Origin of the sequence: Echinicola salinicaeni, assembly GCF_014280965.1 — a bacterium.
GTDB classification, from domain to species: domain Bacteria; phylum Bacteroidota; class Bacteroidia; order Cytophagales; family Cyclobacteriaceae; genus Echinicola; species Echinicola salinicaeni.
Genome location: NZ_JACODZ010000006.1, coordinates 341,795 through 360,247 on the forward strand (window position 1 = coordinate 341,795; position 18,453 = coordinate 360,247).

General features: G+C 39.2%; 19 protein-coding genes. 14 read left to right on the plus strand and 5 right to left on the minus strand.

Features of this window, described 5'->3' with window-relative positions; translation table 11 throughout:
* The first annotated feature begins 127 nt into the window (after positions 1–127).
* The 6 genes from H7U17_RS13645 to H7U17_RS13670 all read left to right on the plus strand — a co-directional run bounded on the left by H7U17_RS13645 (position 128) and on the right by H7U17_RS13670 (position 6,623).
* Complete coding sequence (locus tag H7U17_RS13645) at positions 128–1,492, plus strand: MATE family efflux transporter (RefSeq protein WP_186757290.1); 1,365 nt, start codon at positions 128–130, stop codon at positions 1,490–1,492.
* Positions 1,493–1,598: 106 nt separating this feature from the next.
* A complete protein-coding gene (locus tag H7U17_RS13650; RefSeq protein ID WP_186757291.1) occupies positions 1,599–3,188 on the plus strand; it encodes an ATP-dependent DNA helicase in 1,590 nt (529 codons plus the stop codon).
* Positions 3,189–3,225: 37 nt separating this feature from the next.
* A complete protein-coding gene (locus tag H7U17_RS13655; protein ID WP_186757292.1) occupies positions 3,226–3,912 on the plus strand; it encodes an SGNH/GDSL hydrolase family protein in 687 nt (228 codons plus the stop codon).
* Between the two features lie 105 nt (positions 3,913–4,017).
* Positions 4,018–4,560 (plus strand): hypothetical protein, encoded by a 543-nt coding sequence (locus H7U17_RS13660; protein ID WP_230981417.1) that lies wholly within the window; start codon positions 4,018–4,020, stop codon positions 4,558–4,560.
* A 437-nt stretch (positions 4,561–4,997) separates the two neighbouring features.
* Positions 4,998–5,519, plus strand: coding sequence for a DinB family protein (locus H7U17_RS13665; protein WP_186757293.1), 522 nt, complete (start codon positions 4,998–5,000; stop codon positions 5,517–5,519).
* 177 nt (positions 5,520–5,696) lie between these two features.
* The gene (locus H7U17_RS13670) at positions 5,697–6,623 is read left to right on the plus strand and encodes a DUF6263 family protein (RefSeq protein WP_186757294.1); all 927 of its coding nucleotides are present in this window, start codon (positions 5,697–5,699) and stop codon (positions 6,621–6,623) included.
* Between the two features lie 107 nt (positions 6,624–6,730).
* Here H7U17_RS13670 and H7U17_RS13675 read toward each other — a convergent pair whose 3' ends face one another.
* The gene (locus tag H7U17_RS13675) at positions 6,731–7,519 is read right to left on the minus strand and encodes a hypothetical protein (RefSeq protein WP_186757295.1); all 789 of its coding nucleotides are present in this window, start codon (positions 7,517–7,519) and stop codon (positions 6,731–6,733) included.
* Positions 7,520–7,729: 210 nt separating this feature from the next.
* Here H7U17_RS13675 and H7U17_RS13680 point away from each other — a divergent pair, with 210 nt between their 5' ends.
* The 6 genes from H7U17_RS13680 (at position 7,730) to H7U17_RS13705 (ending at position 13,918) form a co-directional block, all read left to right on the plus strand.
* Positions 7,730–8,377 carry a YdeI/OmpD-associated family protein gene (locus tag H7U17_RS13680; protein WP_186757296.1) on the plus strand — a complete coding sequence of 216 codons (648 nt, stop codon included), beginning with the start codon at positions 7,730–7,732 and terminating at the stop codon, positions 8,375–8,377.
* A gap of 284 nt (positions 8,378–8,661) precedes the next feature.
* Positions 8,662–10,224, plus strand: coding sequence for a calcineurin-like phosphoesterase C-terminal domain-containing protein (locus tag H7U17_RS13685; RefSeq protein ID WP_186757297.1), 1,563 nt, complete (start codon positions 8,662–8,664; stop codon positions 10,222–10,224).
* Positions 10,225–10,372: 148 nt separating this feature from the next.
* Complete coding sequence (locus H7U17_RS13690; RefSeq protein ID WP_186757298.1) at positions 10,373–10,939, plus strand: gluconate 2-dehydrogenase subunit 3 family protein; 567 nt, start codon at positions 10,373–10,375, stop codon at positions 10,937–10,939.
* Complete coding sequence (locus H7U17_RS13695; protein WP_186757299.1) at positions 10,932–12,632, plus strand: GMC family oxidoreductase; 1,701 nt, start codon at positions 10,932–10,934, stop codon at positions 12,630–12,632. Before H7U17_RS13690 ends, H7U17_RS13695 begins: the two co-directional genes overlap by 8 nt.
* A gap of 167 nt (positions 12,633–12,799) precedes the next feature.
* Positions 12,800–13,474: a carboxypeptidase-like regulatory domain-containing protein gene (locus H7U17_RS13700; protein ID WP_186757300.1), complete on the plus strand. Its 675-nt coding sequence runs from the start codon at positions 12,800–12,802 to the stop codon at positions 13,472–13,474.
* A gap of 144 nt (positions 13,475–13,618) precedes the next feature.
* Positions 13,619–13,918 (plus strand): hypothetical protein, encoded by a 300-nt coding sequence (locus H7U17_RS13705; protein ID WP_186757301.1) that lies wholly within the window; start codon positions 13,619–13,621, stop codon positions 13,916–13,918.
* 36 nt (positions 13,919–13,954) lie between these two features.
* Here the strand turns inward: H7U17_RS13705 and H7U17_RS13710 are convergent, their stop codons facing one another.
* Positions 13,955–14,470 (minus strand): FKBP-type peptidyl-prolyl cis-trans isomerase, encoded by a 516-nt coding sequence (locus H7U17_RS13710; protein WP_186757302.1) that lies wholly within the window; start codon positions 14,468–14,470, stop codon positions 13,955–13,957.
* 128 nt (positions 14,471–14,598) lie between these two features.
* Between H7U17_RS13710 and H7U17_RS13715 the strand changes: the two genes are divergently transcribed.
* Positions 14,599–15,354 (plus strand): TerC family protein, encoded by a 756-nt coding sequence (locus H7U17_RS13715; protein ID WP_186757303.1) that lies wholly within the window; start codon positions 14,599–14,601, stop codon positions 15,352–15,354.
* A gap of 76 nt (positions 15,355–15,430) precedes the next feature.
* Here H7U17_RS13715 and H7U17_RS13720 read toward each other — a convergent pair whose 3' ends face one another.
* Positions 15,431–16,180: a hypothetical protein gene (locus H7U17_RS13720; protein WP_186757304.1), complete on the minus strand. Its 750-nt coding sequence runs from the start codon at positions 16,178–16,180 to the stop codon at positions 15,431–15,433.
* A gap of 148 nt (positions 16,181–16,328) precedes the next feature.
* On the opposite strand from H7U17_RS13720, the gene H7U17_RS13725 reads away from it, so the two are divergent.
* Positions 16,329–16,652, plus strand: coding sequence for a Rieske (2Fe-2S) protein (locus H7U17_RS13725; RefSeq protein WP_186757305.1), 324 nt, complete (start codon positions 16,329–16,331; stop codon positions 16,650–16,652).
* Positions 16,653–16,772: 120 nt separating this feature from the next.
* Here H7U17_RS13725 and prmA read toward each other — a convergent pair whose 3' ends face one another.
* Both prmA and tpiA read right to left on the minus strand, forming a co-directional pair.
* Complete coding sequence (gene prmA, locus H7U17_RS13730; RefSeq protein WP_186757306.1) at positions 16,773–17,603, minus strand: 50S ribosomal protein L11 methyltransferase; 831 nt, start codon at positions 17,601–17,603, stop codon at positions 16,773–16,775.
* 80 nt (positions 17,604–17,683) lie between these two features.
* The gene (gene tpiA / locus H7U17_RS13735) at positions 17,684–18,445 is read right to left on the minus strand and encodes a triose-phosphate isomerase (protein ID WP_186757307.1); all 762 of its coding nucleotides are present in this window, start codon (positions 18,443–18,445) and stop codon (positions 17,684–17,686) included.
* Positions 18,446–18,453: the final 8 nt, after the last annotated feature.

Below are 18,453 nucleotides of genomic sequence, written 5' to 3' on the forward strand. Positions count from 1 at the left end.
ATATAAAAGTTTTTTGGAGTTTTGGCTTTGACTGAAATGCCTGATTAGGACATAATGGCATTGACGAAAAAAAACTACTTAAAAGGTTAATTCTATGTGATTGGTTATCTTTGGGCAATCAATTTTTATGCGGGAATCTAAGGAAAAAAAATACACGGAAGGAAAAATCCTCACTGCACTTACACAGCTTGCCATCCCAATAATTTTGGCCAATGTGCTCCAAACTGCCTATCAGTTGATTGATACATTCTGGTTGGGACGTTTGGGCGCCAATGCGGTGGCAGCGGTGAGTTTAAGCTTTCCCATTCTCTTCCTGATTCTTTCGCTTGGAGGCGGATTAACCTTGGCAGGAACAGTATTGGTTTCACAGTATAAGGGAGCCAATGATCAAAAGATGGTGAATTTTGTCTCCTCACAAACCGTACTGGTGGTCTTTATTGTCTCTTTGCTGTTAGCAGTGATCGGATATACGATGGCAGGACCCTTGATGAAGCTGATTGGTGCTGGCCCTGAAGTACAGGCCGATTCAGTGGCTTATTTTAAGGTCTCTGCTTTGGGCTTCGTGTTTCTCTTTATCTTCTTTGTTTTCCAATCCTTGATGCGGGGAATAGGAAATGTACTCTTGCCTGTATATGTTATTTTTGTGACGGTTTTGCTCAACTTGGTTTTAGACCCACTATTTATTTATGGTTATGGTCCACTTCCAGGTTTTGGAGTGGCAGGAGCTGCAGTGGCAAGTGTATTTACACAAGGGATTTCAGCAGCAGTTGGTCTTTATATTCTTTTGAAAGGGAATCATGGAATAAAGATTCATTTCTCAGAAATGAAATTTCATCTTTCTTGGACCAAGAAGCTTTTTGAGCTGGGCTTACCTTCGAGCATGGAACAGTCTGCACGAGCTTTGGGGATGGCGATGATGGTGGTATTGGTGACCAGCTTTGGTTCTGAGGTGGTGGCTGCTTATGGTATTGGAGCGAGGATTTTGAGTTTTGTAATTATTCCAGCCCTTGGACTGGCCATTGCTACTACTACATTGGTGGGGCAAAATATTGGAGCTAATAAAATTCACCGTTCAGAAAAGACAGGTATTTTGTCTGTTAAAATTGCCTTTTTCGGGTTGACCGGTATTGGGACTTTGCTGTTTATCTTTGCGGAAGATTTAGTGCGATTTTTCGTTCCCAATGAACCACAGGTGATCCAAGACGGGGCCATGTTTATTAAAATTATGGGCCCAAGCTTTGGCTTTTTGGGTGTTCAGCAAGTGATAAACGGTACCTTCAATGGGGCTGGCTTTACCAAGGCTTCAATGTTTATATCCTTTTTGAACCTATGGATTATTCGTTTTCCAGTGGGATACTTTCTGGCCTACCATACTGAACTCAAACATGAGGGGATTTATTGGGCCTTCCCTATTTCCAATTGGATTTCAGCGACGGTGGCCTTTGTTTATTTTAGAATGGGGTATTGGAAGCGGCGTTTAGGAAAAGTCTAGTAGGTCTTTGTATAGGTTTTGATCAACCCAAGTGTATTTGGGAACTCAAGGTTTTTCTATGCATTGAGCCTTTGACTTGGCAGATTAAAAAATAGTACATTTGTTTATGGCATTTTCTATCAAGGACTTTCTGTATCATGAATTTCAATCGCAGGGACTGGACACCAGTAACGAGGCATTTATTCATGCATTGGAAGTGGCTCTCTTTTCAAAAAGGTCGCTGTTCTTGACAGGTAAAGCCGGCACTGGGAAAACCACTTTTTTACATACGCTTAGAAAGTTGAACCGAGAAAAAAATATGGCTGTGGTGGCTCCTACTGGTGTGGCGGCCATCAATGCCAAGGGGAAAACCATTCATTCATTTTTTAAAATCGACCCAAGGCAAATGTTTTTGCCCGGTGACCCTCGTCTTTCGCCCAAGGCCAAAGAAAAAGGCATGTCCATCTTTGAGCAATTCCAATATCGTAAGAAACACCGTGACCTGATCAATAGACTGGATATTTTGGTTATCGATGAAGTTTCCATGGTGCGTGTGGAGATTTTGGATGTGATTGACCAATTATTAAGGGTTTATAGAAAAAAGATGCACTTACCTTTTGGTGGGGTACAAATGATATTTATCGGTGATCCTTTTCAGCTTCCGCCAGTGGTTAGAAATACAGATTGGGAGCATTTGGCACCACATTATGCTTCCCGGTTTTTCTTTAGTGCACATGCCTTTAAAGCGCTTAACCCCATCCATATTGAGCTGGGGAAAATATATCGACAAAAGGATGAAAACTTTAAGGAAATCCTGAACAGGGTGCGGGAGAGTGAGCATACTATGGAAGACCTTAGGATATTGAATGCCACGGCAAAAAAATATCGTTTTGATCTCTTGGACCAGGAGTATATCCTGATAGGTACACATAATGCTACGATTACGGAGATCAATACTAAAAAACTGGCTGAGCTTAAAAAAGAGCCAAGGGTCTACCCAGCTGAGATAAAGGATGATTTTCCGATGAATATGGCACCTTTTGATCCGGTGGACCTGACTCTGAAGATTGGTGCTCAGGTGATTTTTATGAGGAATAATGCTGAGGCCAAGTATTATAATGGGATGATTGGGAAGGTTTCCAAAATGGAGAAGGACATGATCGAGGTGGAAGATCACCGGGGTTTTATATATGAGGTTAGGCGGGAGACTTGGGAAAATGTAGAGTTTATCTATAATGATAAAGAAGAGCATTTGGAGGCGAAGGTAATAGGAACCTTCACCCAGTTTCCATTAAAGTTGGCATGGGCCATTACTGTTCATAAAAGCCAAGGCCTGACCTTTGAAAGGGCTATTTTGGATATCAGCAGGTCTTTTGAAGCAGGTCAAGCCTATGTGGCACTTAGCAGATGTACCAATTTGGAAGGTTTGGTATTGAAATCCCCGATAGGGATTCAAAGTGTAAAAGTCAGTCCTGATTCTTTGGTTTTTAGTAAGCAGCGGTTAGCGGCAGAGCAGGTGGAAAAGGAATTGGAACATGCCAGGGCCCTGCAACTTTTGAAACATGCCTTCAGGGCTTTCAGGCAAGGTGAATATGAACTGGCCCAAGAAATGTTTGATGAGGTACAGGCGGTACACGATGTGACTATTTATCCAAAATGGCAGCAATTTTTAAAACTGAAAGAAGATTTAGAAAATCGTTATTATTGCAGAGAGTGATAGAGTAAAATTATTTTACCATTTCTAATTTATACGAATGAACAAGATCAGCATGACCAAATCCATTTTTATGGTTTCTTTATTAATGGGAATGATATTAGTGTCCTGTAATAAGGAAGATGGGCCTCCTGAAGCTCCATTGTCCAAGGTATTGGTCATTGGAAACAGCATTACATACCATCCCCCGGCTCCAGAAGTTGGCTGGAATAACGATTGGGGAATGGCAGCAAGTGCTGCTGATAAGGATTATGTTAGTGTTTTAAGTGACTCGCTAAAGGCCCGCAATCCTGACATAGAAATTATCAGGGAAAATGTTTATCCTTTTGAAAGGTTTTTTGAGACATTGGATTTTGAGGACTATGACTATTTAAAGGAATTCCAAGCAGAATTACTCATTATAAGACTGGGGGAAAATGTAAATTCAGCAGAGGTCGAAGGGTATAATTTAGGAAGATCGATATTAGATTTTGCCGATTATCTGAGCGATAATGGAAAGACCAAAGTTTTGATAACGACGACTTTTTGGGAGAACCCTGTTGTCAACAGTCAGATAGAATGGGCCGCTGCACAACAGAAATGGACATTAGTGGATATTACCCATTTGAGTGCTGATGATGATAATATGGCTCTAGGGGAATATGAACATGAAGGTGTGTCCAGGCATCCCAATGATAAAGGCATGAAAGCGATAGCGAACCTGATTTGGGCTTATATCAAAAAGTAATTTTCTGTTATAGTGTAAATGATTTATTATGAAGTTAATAGGATGATTTTTAGCTTTTTTATGGTAAATTTATAAAAGCCTAGTTTTTGATAAAATCATTTCTTTATGCAAGATTTTAGACTAATAAGCCTTATTGTTTTTCTGTTGACTTGTTTAAGCTCCTCAAGTTATGCCCAAGAAGAGGAAGAAGGTGAGAAAGAAGAACTGTTAAAAAATAGGGTAGTTTTCTCTTTAGGATATACCTGGATTCCCAAAGGGGCGAGTTTGGGTGAATCAGAAAGTGAAAATGGCTTTTTTGTTCCTGCTGTTGGATTTGATTATTTCCGAAAAATCCATGAAGATTTTGAAATTGGATTAATGTGGGATTGGGAATTAGACCATTATATAGTCACGGGTAAGGAGCTTGAAAGAGAGCGTGCCTTAATTTTTGCGCTGGTACTTACTTATGGCATAACCGAAAAATGGAAAGTATTTTCAGGTGGAGGTATTGAACTTGAAAAGCATGAAAACCTGGGAATATTTAGACTTGGGACAGAATATGCATTTGAGATGCAGCGAGATTGGGAATTTACACCTACTCTTTTGTTTGATTTTAAAAAGGGTTATGATACTTGGGGCATATCAGTAGGATTTTGTAAGAGGTTTTGACATGGAATAAGCTTTTTAAATAATAAATGTGGGAGTTGATAAAGATTCATTCTATTATTACAGTGGTGGTAAGCGGTAATTTTTAAATTGGTGGCTTTAAGTTGTGTAAATGATTTTGTGAAACCAAGAGCTAATTTTTGGGGATGGTCGTAAGCCAATAAATAAACTCCAACTTAATTATAAACGTTTAATGAGAGAGAGAGAAGGAAAAACTTTGTGGTGTCTGATGTGTGGCAAAATAAACTTTCCTTCACTTTTGGTTTTGTGTATTTAATAGAGACATTTTCCTTCTAGGCTTTAATTACCCTTAATCGATAGCGATTTGGTTTTATACTAAATCAGAGGCCAGCACTTTAGTAGGAATAGATTAAACTTTTCGAGATTTAATCTATTTAATTAGTACGATTAATTACAATATAAAATCAGTGAGTAAAGCTATGGATAGTAACCCAATAGGTCAGGAGTTAATAAAACATGCCGTTTTTAGATTAAATGAGAATAAGGCAAAGATTATCAGTTGTCTAAACTGGTTAACAGAGGAAGAGATTTGGCAAAGGCCTAATAAGGTTTCGAACAGTATCGGGAATTTGGTACTCCATCTGGGAGGAAACCTAGGACAATATATTGTTGCTTCACTTGGGGGGCATGAGGATAAAAGAGACCGAGATGCAGAGTTTTCTGCTTGTGGAGGAATGGCCAAAAATGCATTGATCCATCTGATCAATGAAGAAGTGAAAGCTGCCTGTGAAATTATAGAAGCTTTGACAGAAGAGGATTTTATAAGTAAATATAGTGTCCAAGGTTTTAAGTATACTGGAGTGGGTAATGTACTCCATGCTGTTGAACATTTTTCATATCATACAGGCCAAATTGCTTTTTGGACCAAGGTAGTTAGGGAACAGAGTTTGGACTTCTATGCCGGAATAGATCTCAATAAAAAGAATGAAACTAAGCAGTAAAAGATAGGCATTTTTTCCTTTGTATTAGGTAAACTTGCGCTTTGAGATATTAAGCTGCTTTTTGAGTTGTAGAGATTTCAGTTTTTATAATCATTTTTAGATTTTTTCTGAATTTCAGACTGGAGAGAAAGCAAAATAATTTTTGAAATAAAACATAATCATATAACTATTCCAATAATGAAAAAACTGAGTATTTATTTTTTACTGGTCATGTCGATAGCTGCATGTCAATCTAAAAAGACTTTACTAGCGTTAAAGCTAGATAAAGGAGAAACCTACTATCAAAGGATGGAATCCAATTCTTCCATAAAGCAAAGTTTTAATGGTCAGAATATTGATATGAATATGACTGTTACGGGAGATATATCATTTAATGTCAAAGGAATTGATAAAGATTATTATGATCTGGAGACCCGCTATGAAAGCATGGGAATGCAAATGAAAATGCCTATGATGGATATGAGTTTTGATTCCAAAGATATGGAAAGCGACAATCCCATGAATAAGGTATTGTCTGTCATGACTGAGGAGCCGTTTATGGTACGGATAGCCAAAAATGGAAAAGTCTTGAAAGTAGATGGTATAGAAGAGGCATTTGAAAGGGCTATTGAGGCTGGTGGAGGAAAGTTAGAGGGCAAAGAACTCGAACAGCTTAAGAAGCAGTTGAAGCAAGCCTATGGGAAAGATGCCATGATGGGAAGCATGCAGATGGCCAGTACCATATTCCCAACAGAAGCAATAGCAGTGGGAGAAAGTTGGGATGCTGAGGTTAAATCTACCATGAATGGGCAGGAAGCTACTTTTATGACCACTTATACATTGACCAAAAAAGAGGCTGATCGATATTATCTTAAGGCTGTCGCTTCGGTGATCATGAATGAAAACATGGAACAACCTGGCATTTCGTTACCCTTTTCCATGAAGTTTAATTTGTCCGGGGATATGAGTGCTGATATCGTCATCGATGCATCATCCGGTTGGTTGAAAAATCAAGAAGTACAACAGCATATTTCTGGTAAAATTGAAGTTGAAAAAAGTGATCAAATGCCGGATGGCATGTCCATACCAATGGAGATCAATACGAAAACAAAAATTACAGATTGATTAAGGTGTTGAAAATAAATTTATAATGTCCCCATTTGGCAGATAGCAAAATGGGGACATTTTTTTTAAGCATTAGATATTCTAAATACAACTAAATAAGGAATGGATCATCGTACTGTTTTGATCAAGTTCGCTAGGTATCCCCATTTTAGATCCCTTGAGGCTCTACCCTCATTGGCTTTTTTGACAGTTTCCTCATCCGCCCCTGCCCAAGGGTTGATAGCAATACTTTTGACAAACTGATCGTAATCGCTAAACATGGTGACGATGATATGAGATGCATATATATCGCTGCCAAAAGGAAGCATTACCCGACCCAGTCCCCAGTATTCCATAATATCCTGATCAACCATTTTTTGATGGATCGGGTAAAATACTTCTGTTTCAGCTTTTTCGTATTGTCCAGCCATTCCAGGCTGGGCTTTTAGAAGAGTGATGCCGGCAACCACACCGGGTTCCATACTCATATCGGAACTGGTTTCTTGGAGTACTTCCACAAAGAGCCTTACAGATAGATCTCTGGAGTTGGTGGTATGCTTCATTTTGTCCTGAAATTGCTCTTCGGTGTAATCAGAATAGGCATCTTGCGCAGCAGCCATAATACCGTCACCTGCTTTAAGCATTTTAGCCAGATCGTCAAATATAGTTACTGTTAAGTATTGGTAGCCTTGCTCCTCACCACCCGGTTTAAGTGACCACAGGTCCCAGCCTATGATGTCTCCGTTTTTGAGGCGCTCTTGGTGGATATTTTCCCAAAAGTTCTCAGTTTCCCAGTATGCTTGTTCCTGATCGCCATCCACTTTCATGAATTCCAAAATTGCATATAGCTTGTCTTGTCCGTAGACATTTCCACAATAGCAAACTACAATTAAGAGTATGCTTAGTAATTTTTTCATGATTATTTGGGTTTAGAATTAAAGAATATCATATAAGATAAATATACCAATAATTGAGGTTAATAGACTTAAATATTATTGTTTTATGTACTGATAGTCAATCGGTTGAGATGTTTGTGTGGTAGGCGTAGAATTTTACATTTTTTTAGCCTTAGGGAAATTTTATATAAATTGAGAGAAGGAACATAAAGGGCAATATTGCTTATAAAAATGAATAGTAAGGAAAAGACTCAATTTCATCCTTCCCATGATAGGCGAATTGATACTTATATCAATAAGTCGCAAGCTTTTGCTGAACCTATTTTGAGGCATTTGCGTGCCTTGGTTCATCAGGCTTGCCCAGAAGTAAAAGAAACCATAAAATGGGGCATGCCACATTTTATGTATAAGGGGGAGATATTGTGCAGCATGGCTGGTTTTAAAGCCCATTGTGTTTTTCTTTTTTGGAAAGGTGCATTGATGCAGGATTCCGTATTAAGGGAAAATGCAGCAGGTGGAACTGCCATGGGGCTTTTGGGTAAAATTACAGAAATGGATGATCTTCCAGAAGATAAGCAAATGTTGGCTTATCTCTATGAGGCCATGGAACTTAATGAAAAAGGAGTTAAGCTTCCAAAAAATCCATCCAAGAGCAAAATGGACCTTGTCGTACCTGAAGATTTAAAATTGGCCTTGGAAGCCAATACCGAAGCATTGGATACTTTTGAAAATTTCAGCTATTCCAACCAGAAGGAGTATATAGAATGGTTGGATGAAGCCAAGACTGAAAACACCCGCAATCGCCGGTTGAAGACAGCGATAGCTTATATGGAAGAAGGAAAGCCTAGAAATTGGAAATACATGAAGAAATGGAAGTAGAATTTATTTTTTTGTAAAAATGCAAAGTATCCAATATGAGCTATCTTATAGGTTATAACGGTGAATTTTAATCATTTCTTTACCATGATATTATTGTATTTTTTGATTAATAACAATTAGTTAATCGTTTTGAATGGTAGTAAGCCTCTTTAAAATATACTATATATATATAGAATTATACTTCTATCAAAAATGATTCTTGCCAGCTAATGAACTATGCATGAAATGATGGTGGAAAGTAATCAAAAAGTTAGAATTTTATCATTAATCTCTAAAACCTCAAAATGAAAAAGCTACTTTTATCAGGCTTGCTATTGGCTTCCTCACTGTCTGTTATGGCACAGGAAATAGCTAAGGGAGTTGTCTTTGAAGACCTCAATGGAAATGGCAAAAAAGAGTCCCGTGAAAAGGGGCTAGCCAATGTCGCAATCTCCAATGGCTTGGAAGTAATACTGACAGACGAAAAGGGCCGGTATGAATTGCCAGTGACTGATGACCAAATCATTTTTGTTATTAAGCCATCGGGATATCTAGTGCCTGTAAATGACAAACACCTTCCGCAGTACTTTTATATTCACAAACCATCAGGTTCTCCTGATACAAAATTTCCAGGAGTTGCACCTACAGGAAAACTGCCAAGGAAATTAAATTTTGGCTTGATCCCAACTGAAGACAAGGCTGATTTTACTGCTTTAATCTTTGGGGATCCTCAGCCTTATACCATTGAAGAGGTCAACCATTTTGAAAATGGGGTGGTTTCAGAAGTAGCGGGTATTGAAGGAATCGATTTTGGATTATCATTGGGAGATTTGGTTGGCAATGATTTGGACCTTTTTGATCCATATATCGAGGCAACTTCCAAGGTAGGTGTTCCTTGGTACAATGTGTTAGGAAATCATGATTTGAACTTTGATGTAAAGGAAGACCATCTCTCTGATGAAACTTTTGAAGCTCATTTTGGTCCAGCCAATTATGCTTTCAACCATGGCAAGGTTCATTTTATTGTGCTAGATGACATACTTTATCCAGACCCCAGAGATGGCAAGAGTTATTGGGGCGGTTTCAGAAAAGATCAATTGGAATTTGTGAAAAACGACCTGAAGCATGTTCCAAAAGACCATTTGATTGTTTTGGCTTTTCATATTCCTTTAAGTGAGCCATCTGGGGACCCCTTTAAGGATGAGGACAGACAAGCCCTTTTTGATTTATTGAAAGATTATCCTAATACCCTTTCTCTTTCTGCTCACACCCACTTGCAGAGGCAAGATTTCTTCTTCGAAAAAGATGGCTGGAATCAAAAGCACCCACATCACCATTATAATGTAGGTACTACTTCAGGGGATTGGTATTCCGGTGTTTTGAATGAAAAAGGAGTTCCCAAGTCAACTATGAGAGATGGTACTCCAAAAGGCTATGCTTTTTTAGAAGTTTCAGGTAATCAATATGATATTAGGTATAAGGTGGTTGATCAAGAAGAAGATTATCAAATGGCCATTTTTGCTCCTAAGGTGCTCGAAAAGGATAAGAGGACTTCTGCTGGGATTTTCGTGAACTTCTTTATGGGTACCTCCAAGGACCAATTGCGTTATCGCATTGATAATGGAGAGTGGAAAAAGATGACGTATATGGAAGAATATGATCCTAACTATATGCTGGAGGTGTATCAATGGGATACCACTGAGGTGCTTTTGGATGGTAGGAGGCCTTCAAATCCTGTAAAGAGTACCCACCTTTGGAGAGGCAGTATAGATGCCAAACTAGAGAAAGGGCAACATACCATAGAGGTGGAGGCTACGGATATGTTTGGAAACAAACATTATGGAGAAAAGGTCTATCATATCCGTTAATTTAATATAGATTTCGTTTGAAGCCGGGGGATATACCTTCCGGCTTTTTTTAATTAATATTCATAATAATTGAAAATTTCAGTAAACCGTTTTAACTTTTCAACAAAATGAGGGCATTCCAAAGTAGCTTATAACATACCATTTACATATGAACAGAAGATTAGCCTTAAAGCAAATGGCTTTGGTGACAGGAGGACTGGCGCTGATTCCAGGATGTGATTTCAGCGAAGAGAAAATATTGGCCGCCTACGATGAGCTCCAAATTACCGAAGGACATCAACAGGTGTTAAAGTCTCTGGTGGACACTATTATCCCAAAGACAGATTTAAAAGGCGCAGTGGAATTGGGCGTGCATGATTTTGTCCTGGTGATGGCGAATGATTGCTTAGGTCAAGAAGATCAGGAGCGTTTCGTCAATGGATTAAAGGGTTTTGATCAGTACGTAAAAACCAATTTTGGTACAAAGTTTTTAAAGCTCGACCAAGCCAAAGCTGTGGAGGTTGTTGAGTCGCTATTGGATGCTAAAAAGGAGGCTAGTGTGGGCTCAGAAGATTATCAATACTTTGTAAAGACCACTAAAAAATATGCAATTCAAGGTTATATGGCATCTGAGTATGTAATGACGGAGTTGATGCCCTATACCTTGGTTCCTGGGCCAAATTTTAATGGAAGTAAGAAAATAGTACCTGGCGAAAAAGTGAATATTAATGGCTAATCTGAATATAAAAAGTAAAGTAGAAAATACATACGGGGCTATTGTGATTGGTTCTGGAATGAGTGGTGGTTTTGCAGCAAAGGAATTGTGTGATAAGGGAGTGAAGACTTTGGTACTGGAGAGGGGCAGAAAAGTAGAGCATAATAAAGACTATCCTACGACCCATATGATGCCTTGGGAATTTGAACATAGAGGTCAGATTCCAGAGGATATCCAAAGAGAAAATCCGTCCATAAGCAGGTGTTATGCTTATAGGGAAGATGCGGCTCATTTTTTCGTAAAGGATACAGATCATCCATATATTCAGGAAAAGCCCTTTGATTGGATTCGAGGGTATCAGACTGGAGGAAAATCTCTGCTATGGGCCAGACAGGTGCAGCGGTGGAGTGATTTTGATTTTGAGGGGCCTGCGAGGGATGGCTTTGCGGTGGACTGGCCGATCAGGTATAAAGAACTAGAGCCATGGTACAGTTATGTAGAGAAATTTGTTGGGGTAGCTGGGTTTCATGATGGTATCGCTCATTTGCCGGATGGGGAGTTTCTTCCAGGAATAGAACTAACCGCCGGAGAGGAATATTTCAAAGCCCAAATGGCCGAGAAATACCCTGATCGTCATGTAATCAGTGGTCGATGTGCCCATATTACCGGCAATGCAGAATACTATGCCAAGCAGGGCCGTGGTATCTGCCAACACAGGGTGTTGTGCCAAAGGGGCTGTCCATTTGGTGGTTATTTTAGCAGTAATTCAGCAACCCTGCCTTGGGCAGCTAGAACTGGTAACTTGACCTTACAAAATGATGCCGTGGTACATTCCATCATTTATGACGAAACAAAGAAAAAAGCCACCGGGGTAAGGGTGATAGATGCCAATACCAAAGAAATGACCGAATACTATGCACCGATCATTTTTGTGAATGCTAGTGCATTGAACACGAATTTGATCTTACTTAATTCAACTTCTAACCGTTTTCCGAATGGATTGGGCAATGATAATGGTCTAATGGGAAAATTTGTTGCCTTCCATAATTATAGAGGTGGAGTTTCTGGTGAATATGAGGGCTTGCAGGAATATACCACAGAGGGAAAGCGCCCAACCAGTGGTTATATGCCAAGGTTCCGAAATGTGCATAAGCAAGAGACTAATTTCCTCAGGGGTTATGCTGCGGGACTTTATGGCAGCAGATCCAAAGAAGTCAATTATGAAGGAGCTGGAAGTGATTTGGTTTCCAATATGATGAATCCAAGTTACGGTCCATGGAAAATCGGTTCTCATATGATGGGAGAAACCATTCCAAAGGAAAGTAACTATGTTGCCTTGGACAAGGAGCAAAAAGATGAGTGGGGTATGCCGATCATCAAGGTAAATGTGGATTACGACCAAAATGATGAGGATATGCTAAAAGATTATCGGGAGCAAATGGCCGAAATGTTTGATGCTGCTGGATTCAAGAATATCCGAACTTGGGATGATGGAAGAAGACCAGGGCTGGACATCCACGAGATGGGCGGAGTTAGAATGGGTAAGGATCCTAAGACTTCATTGGTGAACAAGCACAATCAATTGCATGCCTGTACCAATGTATATGTTACTGATGGGGCCTGCATGACTTCTACCAGTACGCAAAATCCTTCATTGACCTATATGGTTTTTGCGGCAAGGGCGGTAGATCATGCCTTGAAGAATCAAGGATAATATTCCGATTAAAGATATATCTTTCAAAGCTGCCCAATAAATGGGTAGCTTTTTTTATTTTTAGGGCTTATTAAATAATGTTAAGTGCTGTGTTAAAGAATTTTAAATCCCCAAAATCTTAAATGATAAGGTCTAGATTGCGTCCTCCATAATATTCAAATGCGCGCATGATCCGGACTTTTATACTTTTGCTTTTTTTCTTAATAAATCCTTTATCGCTGCAGGCTCAAGAAGCTGAAGTTATGGTAAGCGGGAAGGTGGTTGATGCAAAAACTGGGCAAGGTATTCCGGTGGTCAGGATAAGTAGTTCGCTAGCGCGGGTATCTTCTAACGAGCAAGGGGAATTTTCTATCAAAGCAAAAGTCGGAGATAAACTTTCTTTTGTGCATCTAAGCTATGAAACAGCTCATTTTAATGTTAAAACCAATGATGAGAAATTGGAGATAGTTCTTTCTGAGCGGGTTTTGGAGTTGAGGGAGTTTGAGGTCAGTGATTTTCCAAGTGAGCAGGCATTTAAAGAGGCTATTATGAATAGCAATCTGGATCATGCCAAGGAAAGAAACATGTTGGAGAATAATCTTCAGACGGTCATGAAAATCAAGGATCTGGGTTATCAACATGATTTTTCTAGTTATAATACACTCCTGAAAAATGTGAATACCAATGGTGGTGTAACCCTATTTTCCTCCAATCCCTCTTTAGGATTATTGGGTGCTTTCAAAAAGTTAATTAATGGAAAACCTAGAAGTCAGACTTTGGGAAGCGGATCAATTGAAGCGCTAGACACCAGGCCACTATGGAAGCACCCCTTAAAGGTGGATCCGTTAAGATTTAAGGAATAAGCCATTAATTTTCTGTTCAAAATAAAATTTAAGCTTCCTCAAAGCGTTGAAAAGTTGAGTAAATAGGGTAAATTGCTGAATATCAGTAGTTAATTGTTTTTGACTAAAGCTGTAGATAAGATGATGCTAAAAAATTATTCTATTATGAAAGATCCAGCTCATGATTTGTCCAATATTTTTGTAAGCGTCTTACAGATATTGACGGCCTTATTTGGAGGCTTGTTTCTTTGGTTAAGTATTATGGCATTTAATGGGCAAGAACTCATGAATACCATTTTGGAAATGGCTGATGAACCTCATCATGTTAGTTCAGAAGAAACTTTTGCAGTGGGTATGGTGCTACTTGGTTTTTTTGTTGTCTGTGTGGCTGTCTTTTTTGTATTAAGGTATTTGCGGAAAGTAGTAAAGAAGGAGACTGGTAGTACAAACGGTGCTGGTATTTAAAAAATAAGCCCTTCTAATCGGAAGGGCTTAAAATAGTTAATGGTGGTGATGTCCCCCAGGACCATGCACATGACCATGTTCGATTTCTTCAGGATCTGCTTCCCTGATATTGACGATTTCTCCTTTAAAATATAAGTCATAACCGGCCAATGGAGAGTTGAAATCCATGTGTACGCCTTTATAATCAACCTTAAGAATTTCACCTCTGAGTTGATTGCCCTGATCATCCTGCATAGGGATCACTCTGCCAACTTTTAGCATTTCTTTATTTTTCTTGCCATTTTCCTTGAAGTTGGATTTTGGAATGATGGTTACCTTGCTCTCATCATAATCTCCATAGGCATTTTCAAAGTCAATAAAAACTTCAAAGGTGTCCCCAACACTTTTACCAGCAATGGCTTCCTCCAATGCTGGAAGAGTGTTCCCTGCTCCAAAAAGGAAAGGAAAAGCTTGGTCTTTGGTGACCTTTTCTTTGAATTCCTTGCCGTTTTCTCCATCGTCTATATGGAGTTCATAAGCCACACTGACTACTTTATTCTTTTCTGCTATCATGGTTCTATTTATCTAAACCCTTGGGGTTAACTTTTCTGATTTGATCTCAAAAATAAATAATTATTTCCACTGATAAGGAGTTCAAAAAAGCTTTGTTAAATTCATGGTAAAATTTAAACTTTTAAAAAATGGAAATATTTCTTCAGAGTGAAACTTGGATCGCACTTTTGACATTGACTTTTCTGGAAATCGTATTGGGTGTAGATAATATTATTTTTATCTCCATAGTTTCCAATAAACTTCCAGAGGACCAACAACCAAAAGCCAGAAATATAGGACTTTTATTAGCTATGTTTTTTAGGATTGGCCTGTTATTGGGAATATCCTTTATAATCCAGTTTACCGAACCATTATTTACTGTATTTGGCCATGGTTTTAGTGGAAGGGATTTGATTTTGGCTGGTGGAGGTATGTTCTTACTCTTCAAATCCACTATTGAGATTCACCATAAGATGGAAGGTGAAACCGAGGAAGTGAAAACAAAGACTGGAGCGAGTTTTGGCAGTGTTTTATTTCAGATAATATTACTGGATATGATATTCTCTTTTGATAGTATTTTGACAGCTGTGGGTTTGGTAGATCATGTCAGTATAATGATTATTGCTGTCGTCATTTCCTTACTGATCATGATGGTTTTTGCAGGAAAAATCAGTGAGTTTATCAACAAACATCCGACTTTGCAGATTTTGGCACTGAGCTTTTTGATATTAATTGGGGTAATGCTATTTGTGGAGGGATTCCATGTGGAAGTACCTAAGGGTTATATTTATTTTGCCGTGTTTTTCTCCTTGGCAGTGGAGCTTGTCAATATGCGGATGCGTAAGAAAACAGCCAAGAAACCAGTGGAACTGCATGCCAGAATGAAGGAAGCGGATGAAAAGTGAGTGTTTAGCATCAAATAATAAAAGCCCTAGGATTACATTTCCTAAGGCTTTTTAATAGGGGATTTAATATTTATTTTTAATTCAATTTATCTAAATATGCCTTGCGGTAATTTGACCAAATTTCATAGATAGGGTCACCTTTTGAGCTTAGCCCGCTGTGATGCCATGCTCCATTTTTAACAGCATAATCAAAACCTAAGGAAGCTCCTACCCTGCTATCATCCCTGCTAAAAAACTCGATGTTTTCCGTGTACTTACCTTTTTCCGCATTATAAGTTCCTCCGCCAGTACCGCTGAATTCTTTGGTTTCCGAATTGAAAGCAATCCACTGGAATCTTCCCCCGCCCAAGATTTTGATAGTTCTTCTAGCTCCAGGCGTCATGGTGTTGATTTCTCCATCCCTCTTTCTCCCAGTGATTACCCATGTACCATTAAGGTCATCGTCCCTATCTGATATTTTTTCCCAAATTTCAATCATGTTTTTGCCCTTTTTGGTGTAATAAAGCACCATTTTTTTATCTACAAAACTTTGGGTGTATTGGGTACTCATGCCTATCTTTTTGGGGTCAAGCGTATTAAAGTCAAAAGTTTCAGTATAACCGTCCTCTCCTTCTTTAGCATAAATTCCACCGCCTGCACCTAAAAAGTGATTATTGCTAAGCTCCTTATTCCCATAGGCGAAGTAACCATCTTGGTAGATTTTAATACATTCCTTGTCTTTAACTGGATCACCATTGATATGGGTGAGCTTCCAAGCACCATCTAAGTCTTGGGCAAATACACAGATTGAAAAAAATATAAACGGGATAATCAATAGGGTTTTCATGGTATTTTTGGTTTAACGCTAAGCTAATTTACAAATTTCAGCAAGTACCTGTAATATCTTCTTCAATCTTTGGTAGATTTTATTTAAATGGTGATTAATCAATGATTTTCCGTTTTAACTAAGTGAGAAATCATTTATCTTCGACTCTATGGGGAAATTTAGATTGGGGCAGTCAAAAGAAGATGTAAAAGGCATGTTGCCTGAGGGAAACATAAAGGTGACCCAATTAGGGGCCAAGAAGCTCTGTGTGGTGAGATTGGGGGAAAAAGTATATGCATTTGAGCAGCTTTGTCCACATCGAGGAGCCTCACTAAAGGATGGGCATATCAATAGGTTTGAAGAGGTGATTTGTCCTTTGCATTCTTATCGCTTTAATATGAATACAGGCCAACTGACTTCGGGTGGAGGTTGTGGAGATTTGGAAGTTTATAAAACCAATTTGACGGAAGAAGGCCTGGAGATATTAGTTTGATGGTCCTAAAGAGAGGGGAAACTATTTTCACACAAAGCTCGTGAAGGCTGCGCGAAGTTCGCGGGTGATTTTACTAATTACTGTTTTGCACTCTAAGTGTCTTTTGCGAGAGTCTAAAATCTATTCCTTTTCAAAGACTACAGCAGCCCAGTTGTCTTTTCCCTTTTGGCCCTTGAGTTTTAGACCTAGAGATTCTGCTCTGTATTGGATATCGGGTACATCATGTTCATAAAAACCACTTAGCAATAGTTTAGCCTTTGGCTTCATCAAGGAAACATAAACCTCCATTTCATCCAGAAGTACATTCTTGTTGATATTGGCCAAAACAATGTCAAAGGGTCCAGAAGGATTTACTTCACGGATAGTGCCATGGCCCATTTTTACATCAGTGATCCCATTGAGCTCAAAATTCTCGTTGCCATTTTCTACACACCAATTGTCGATATCGAAGGCTTCAATATGGGTAGCTCCTAATTTATGTGCTAAGATGGCCAAGATGCCTGTTCCTGAACCTATGTCAATGATGCTTTTTCCCTTATGAGGAATTTCCAACTGGTGGGAAAGCATCAGGTAAGTAGTGGCATGGTGACCGGTACCAAATGACATTTTTGGATTGATAAGGATATCATGTTTTACCCCTTCCATTGGCGCATGGAAGGAAGCCCTTACATAAACCTCCTTGCCAATGGAAATCGGGTCATAATGTTTTTCCCATTCCTCGTTCCAATTGACCTTGGGCATTTTTCCCTCTTCAACGGTTATTTCTGCAGCCTCACGGTACTTTTCGATGACCTCGTCATAGGCCTCCCGGTCAAAAAGATCTTCCTGAATATAAGCTTCAATGCCTTGGTCTGTTTCCAAAAATGAATCAAAGCCCACTTCTGCCAATTCTGCGATGAGAATTTCATTGTACTCCTCGGTACAGTTGATTTTAAATTCCAGGTAATCCATGATTTGAAAAGGGAAAAGTATAAATTTGTCTAAAAAGGGAATAAAAGAGACTGTCTTGTTTGACAGTCTCTTAGGTATATTTAGAATGACTTGATGATATCTACGAAGTCTCTTGATTTAAGAGAAGCACCACCTATCAAACCTCCATCTACGTCAGCTTTAGAGAAGATCTCCACCGCATTGTCAGGCTTACAGCTTCCTCCGTAAAGGATAGAAGTACCATCAGCGATATCTTGGCCATACTTAGAGGCAAGGTGAGCTCTGATAGCTGCATGCATGTCCTGAGCCTGGTCAGAAGAGGCTGTTTTACCAGTTCCGATTGCCCAGATTGGTTCGTAAGCGATAACGATTTTTGAGAATTCCTCTTCAGTCAAACCGAAAAGACTGGCAGTTAGCTGCTCCTTTACATAATCCTCGTGAGTACCTGCTTCTCTAATCTCAAGCGGCTCTCCACAGCAGAAGATTGGCGTTAAATCATTGGCAAGGGCTTGCTTTACTTTTGCCGTAAGCTCTTCATTGCTTTCGTTGAAATATTCTCTACGTTCACTGTGACCAATGATCACATATTTAGCGCCGAAAGAAGCTAAGATTTTAGCGGAAGTTTCACCAGTGTAAGCACCAGATTCCTTATCTGAGCAGTTTTGTCCACCAAGGAAAATGTTAGGAACTCCACCGATCAATTTTTTTACATTTGAAGCATGAACAAATGGAGGGTTCAAGACTACAGTCACATCGCTGATGCGTTCGTCCTGTACCATATTGACAATTTCAGAAGTTAGCTTTTGGCCTTCTTCCTGCGTTCCGTTCATTTTCCAGTTACCGGCGACGATTTTTTTGCGCATGATAATTT

Bases quoted from the DNA above. Each gene is read 5' to 3' on its own strand.
- H7U17_RS13645 (WP_186757290.1), top strand. From the start codon at position 128: ATGCGGGAATCTAAGGAAAAAAAATACACGGAAGGAAAAATCCTCACT.
- H7U17_RS13650 (WP_186757291.1), top strand. From the start codon at position 1,599: ATGGCATTTTCTATCAAGGACTTTCTGTATCATGAATTTCAATCGCAG.
- H7U17_RS13655 (WP_186757292.1), top strand. From the start codon at position 3,226: ATGAACAAGATCAGCATGACCAAATCCATTTTTATGGTTTCTTTATTA.
- H7U17_RS13660 (WP_230981417.1), top strand. From the start codon at position 4,018: ATGCAAGATTTTAGACTAATAAGCCTTATTGTTTTTCTGTTGACTTGT.
- H7U17_RS13665 (WP_186757293.1), top strand. From the start codon at position 4,998: ATGGATAGTAACCCAATAGGTCAGGAGTTAATAAAACATGCCGTTTTT.
- H7U17_RS13670 (WP_186757294.1), top strand. From the start codon at position 5,697: ATGAAAAAACTGAGTATTTATTTTTTACTGGTCATGTCGATAGCTGCA.
- H7U17_RS13675 (WP_186757295.1), bottom strand. From the start codon at position 7,519: ATGAAAAAATTACTAAGCATACTCTTAATTGTAGTTTGCTATTGTGGA.
- H7U17_RS13680 (WP_186757296.1), top strand. From the start codon at position 7,730: ATGAATAGTAAGGAAAAGACTCAATTTCATCCTTCCCATGATAGGCGA.
- H7U17_RS13685 (WP_186757297.1), top strand. From the start codon at position 8,662: ATGAAAAAGCTACTTTTATCAGGCTTGCTATTGGCTTCCTCACTGTCT.
- H7U17_RS13690 (WP_186757298.1), top strand. From the start codon at position 10,373: ATGAACAGAAGATTAGCCTTAAAGCAAATGGCTTTGGTGACAGGAGGA.
- H7U17_RS13695 (WP_186757299.1), top strand. From the start codon at position 10,932: ATGGCTAATCTGAATATAAAAAGTAAAGTAGAAAATACATACGGGGCT.
- H7U17_RS13700 (WP_186757300.1), top strand. From the start codon at position 12,800: ATGATCCGGACTTTTATACTTTTGCTTTTTTTCTTAATAAATCCTTTA.
- H7U17_RS13705 (WP_186757301.1), top strand. From the start codon at position 13,619: ATGAAAGATCCAGCTCATGATTTGTCCAATATTTTTGTAAGCGTCTTA.
- H7U17_RS13710 (WP_186757302.1), bottom strand. From the start codon at position 14,470: ATGATAGCAGAAAAGAATAAAGTAGTCAGTGTGGCTTATGAACTCCAT.
- H7U17_RS13715 (WP_186757303.1), top strand. From the start codon at position 14,599: ATGGAAATATTTCTTCAGAGTGAAACTTGGATCGCACTTTTGACATTG.
- H7U17_RS13720 (WP_186757304.1), bottom strand. From the start codon at position 16,180: ATGAAAACCCTATTGATTATCCCGTTTATATTTTTTTCAATCTGTGTA.
- H7U17_RS13725 (WP_186757305.1), top strand. From the start codon at position 16,329: ATGGGGAAATTTAGATTGGGGCAGTCAAAAGAAGATGTAAAAGGCATG.
- prmA (WP_186757306.1), bottom strand. From the start codon at position 17,603: ATGGATTACCTGGAATTTAAAATCAACTGTACCGAGGAGTACAATGAA.
- tpiA (WP_186757307.1), bottom strand. From the start codon at position 18,445: ATGCGCAAAAAAATCGTCGCCGGTAACTGGAAAATGAACGGAACGCAG.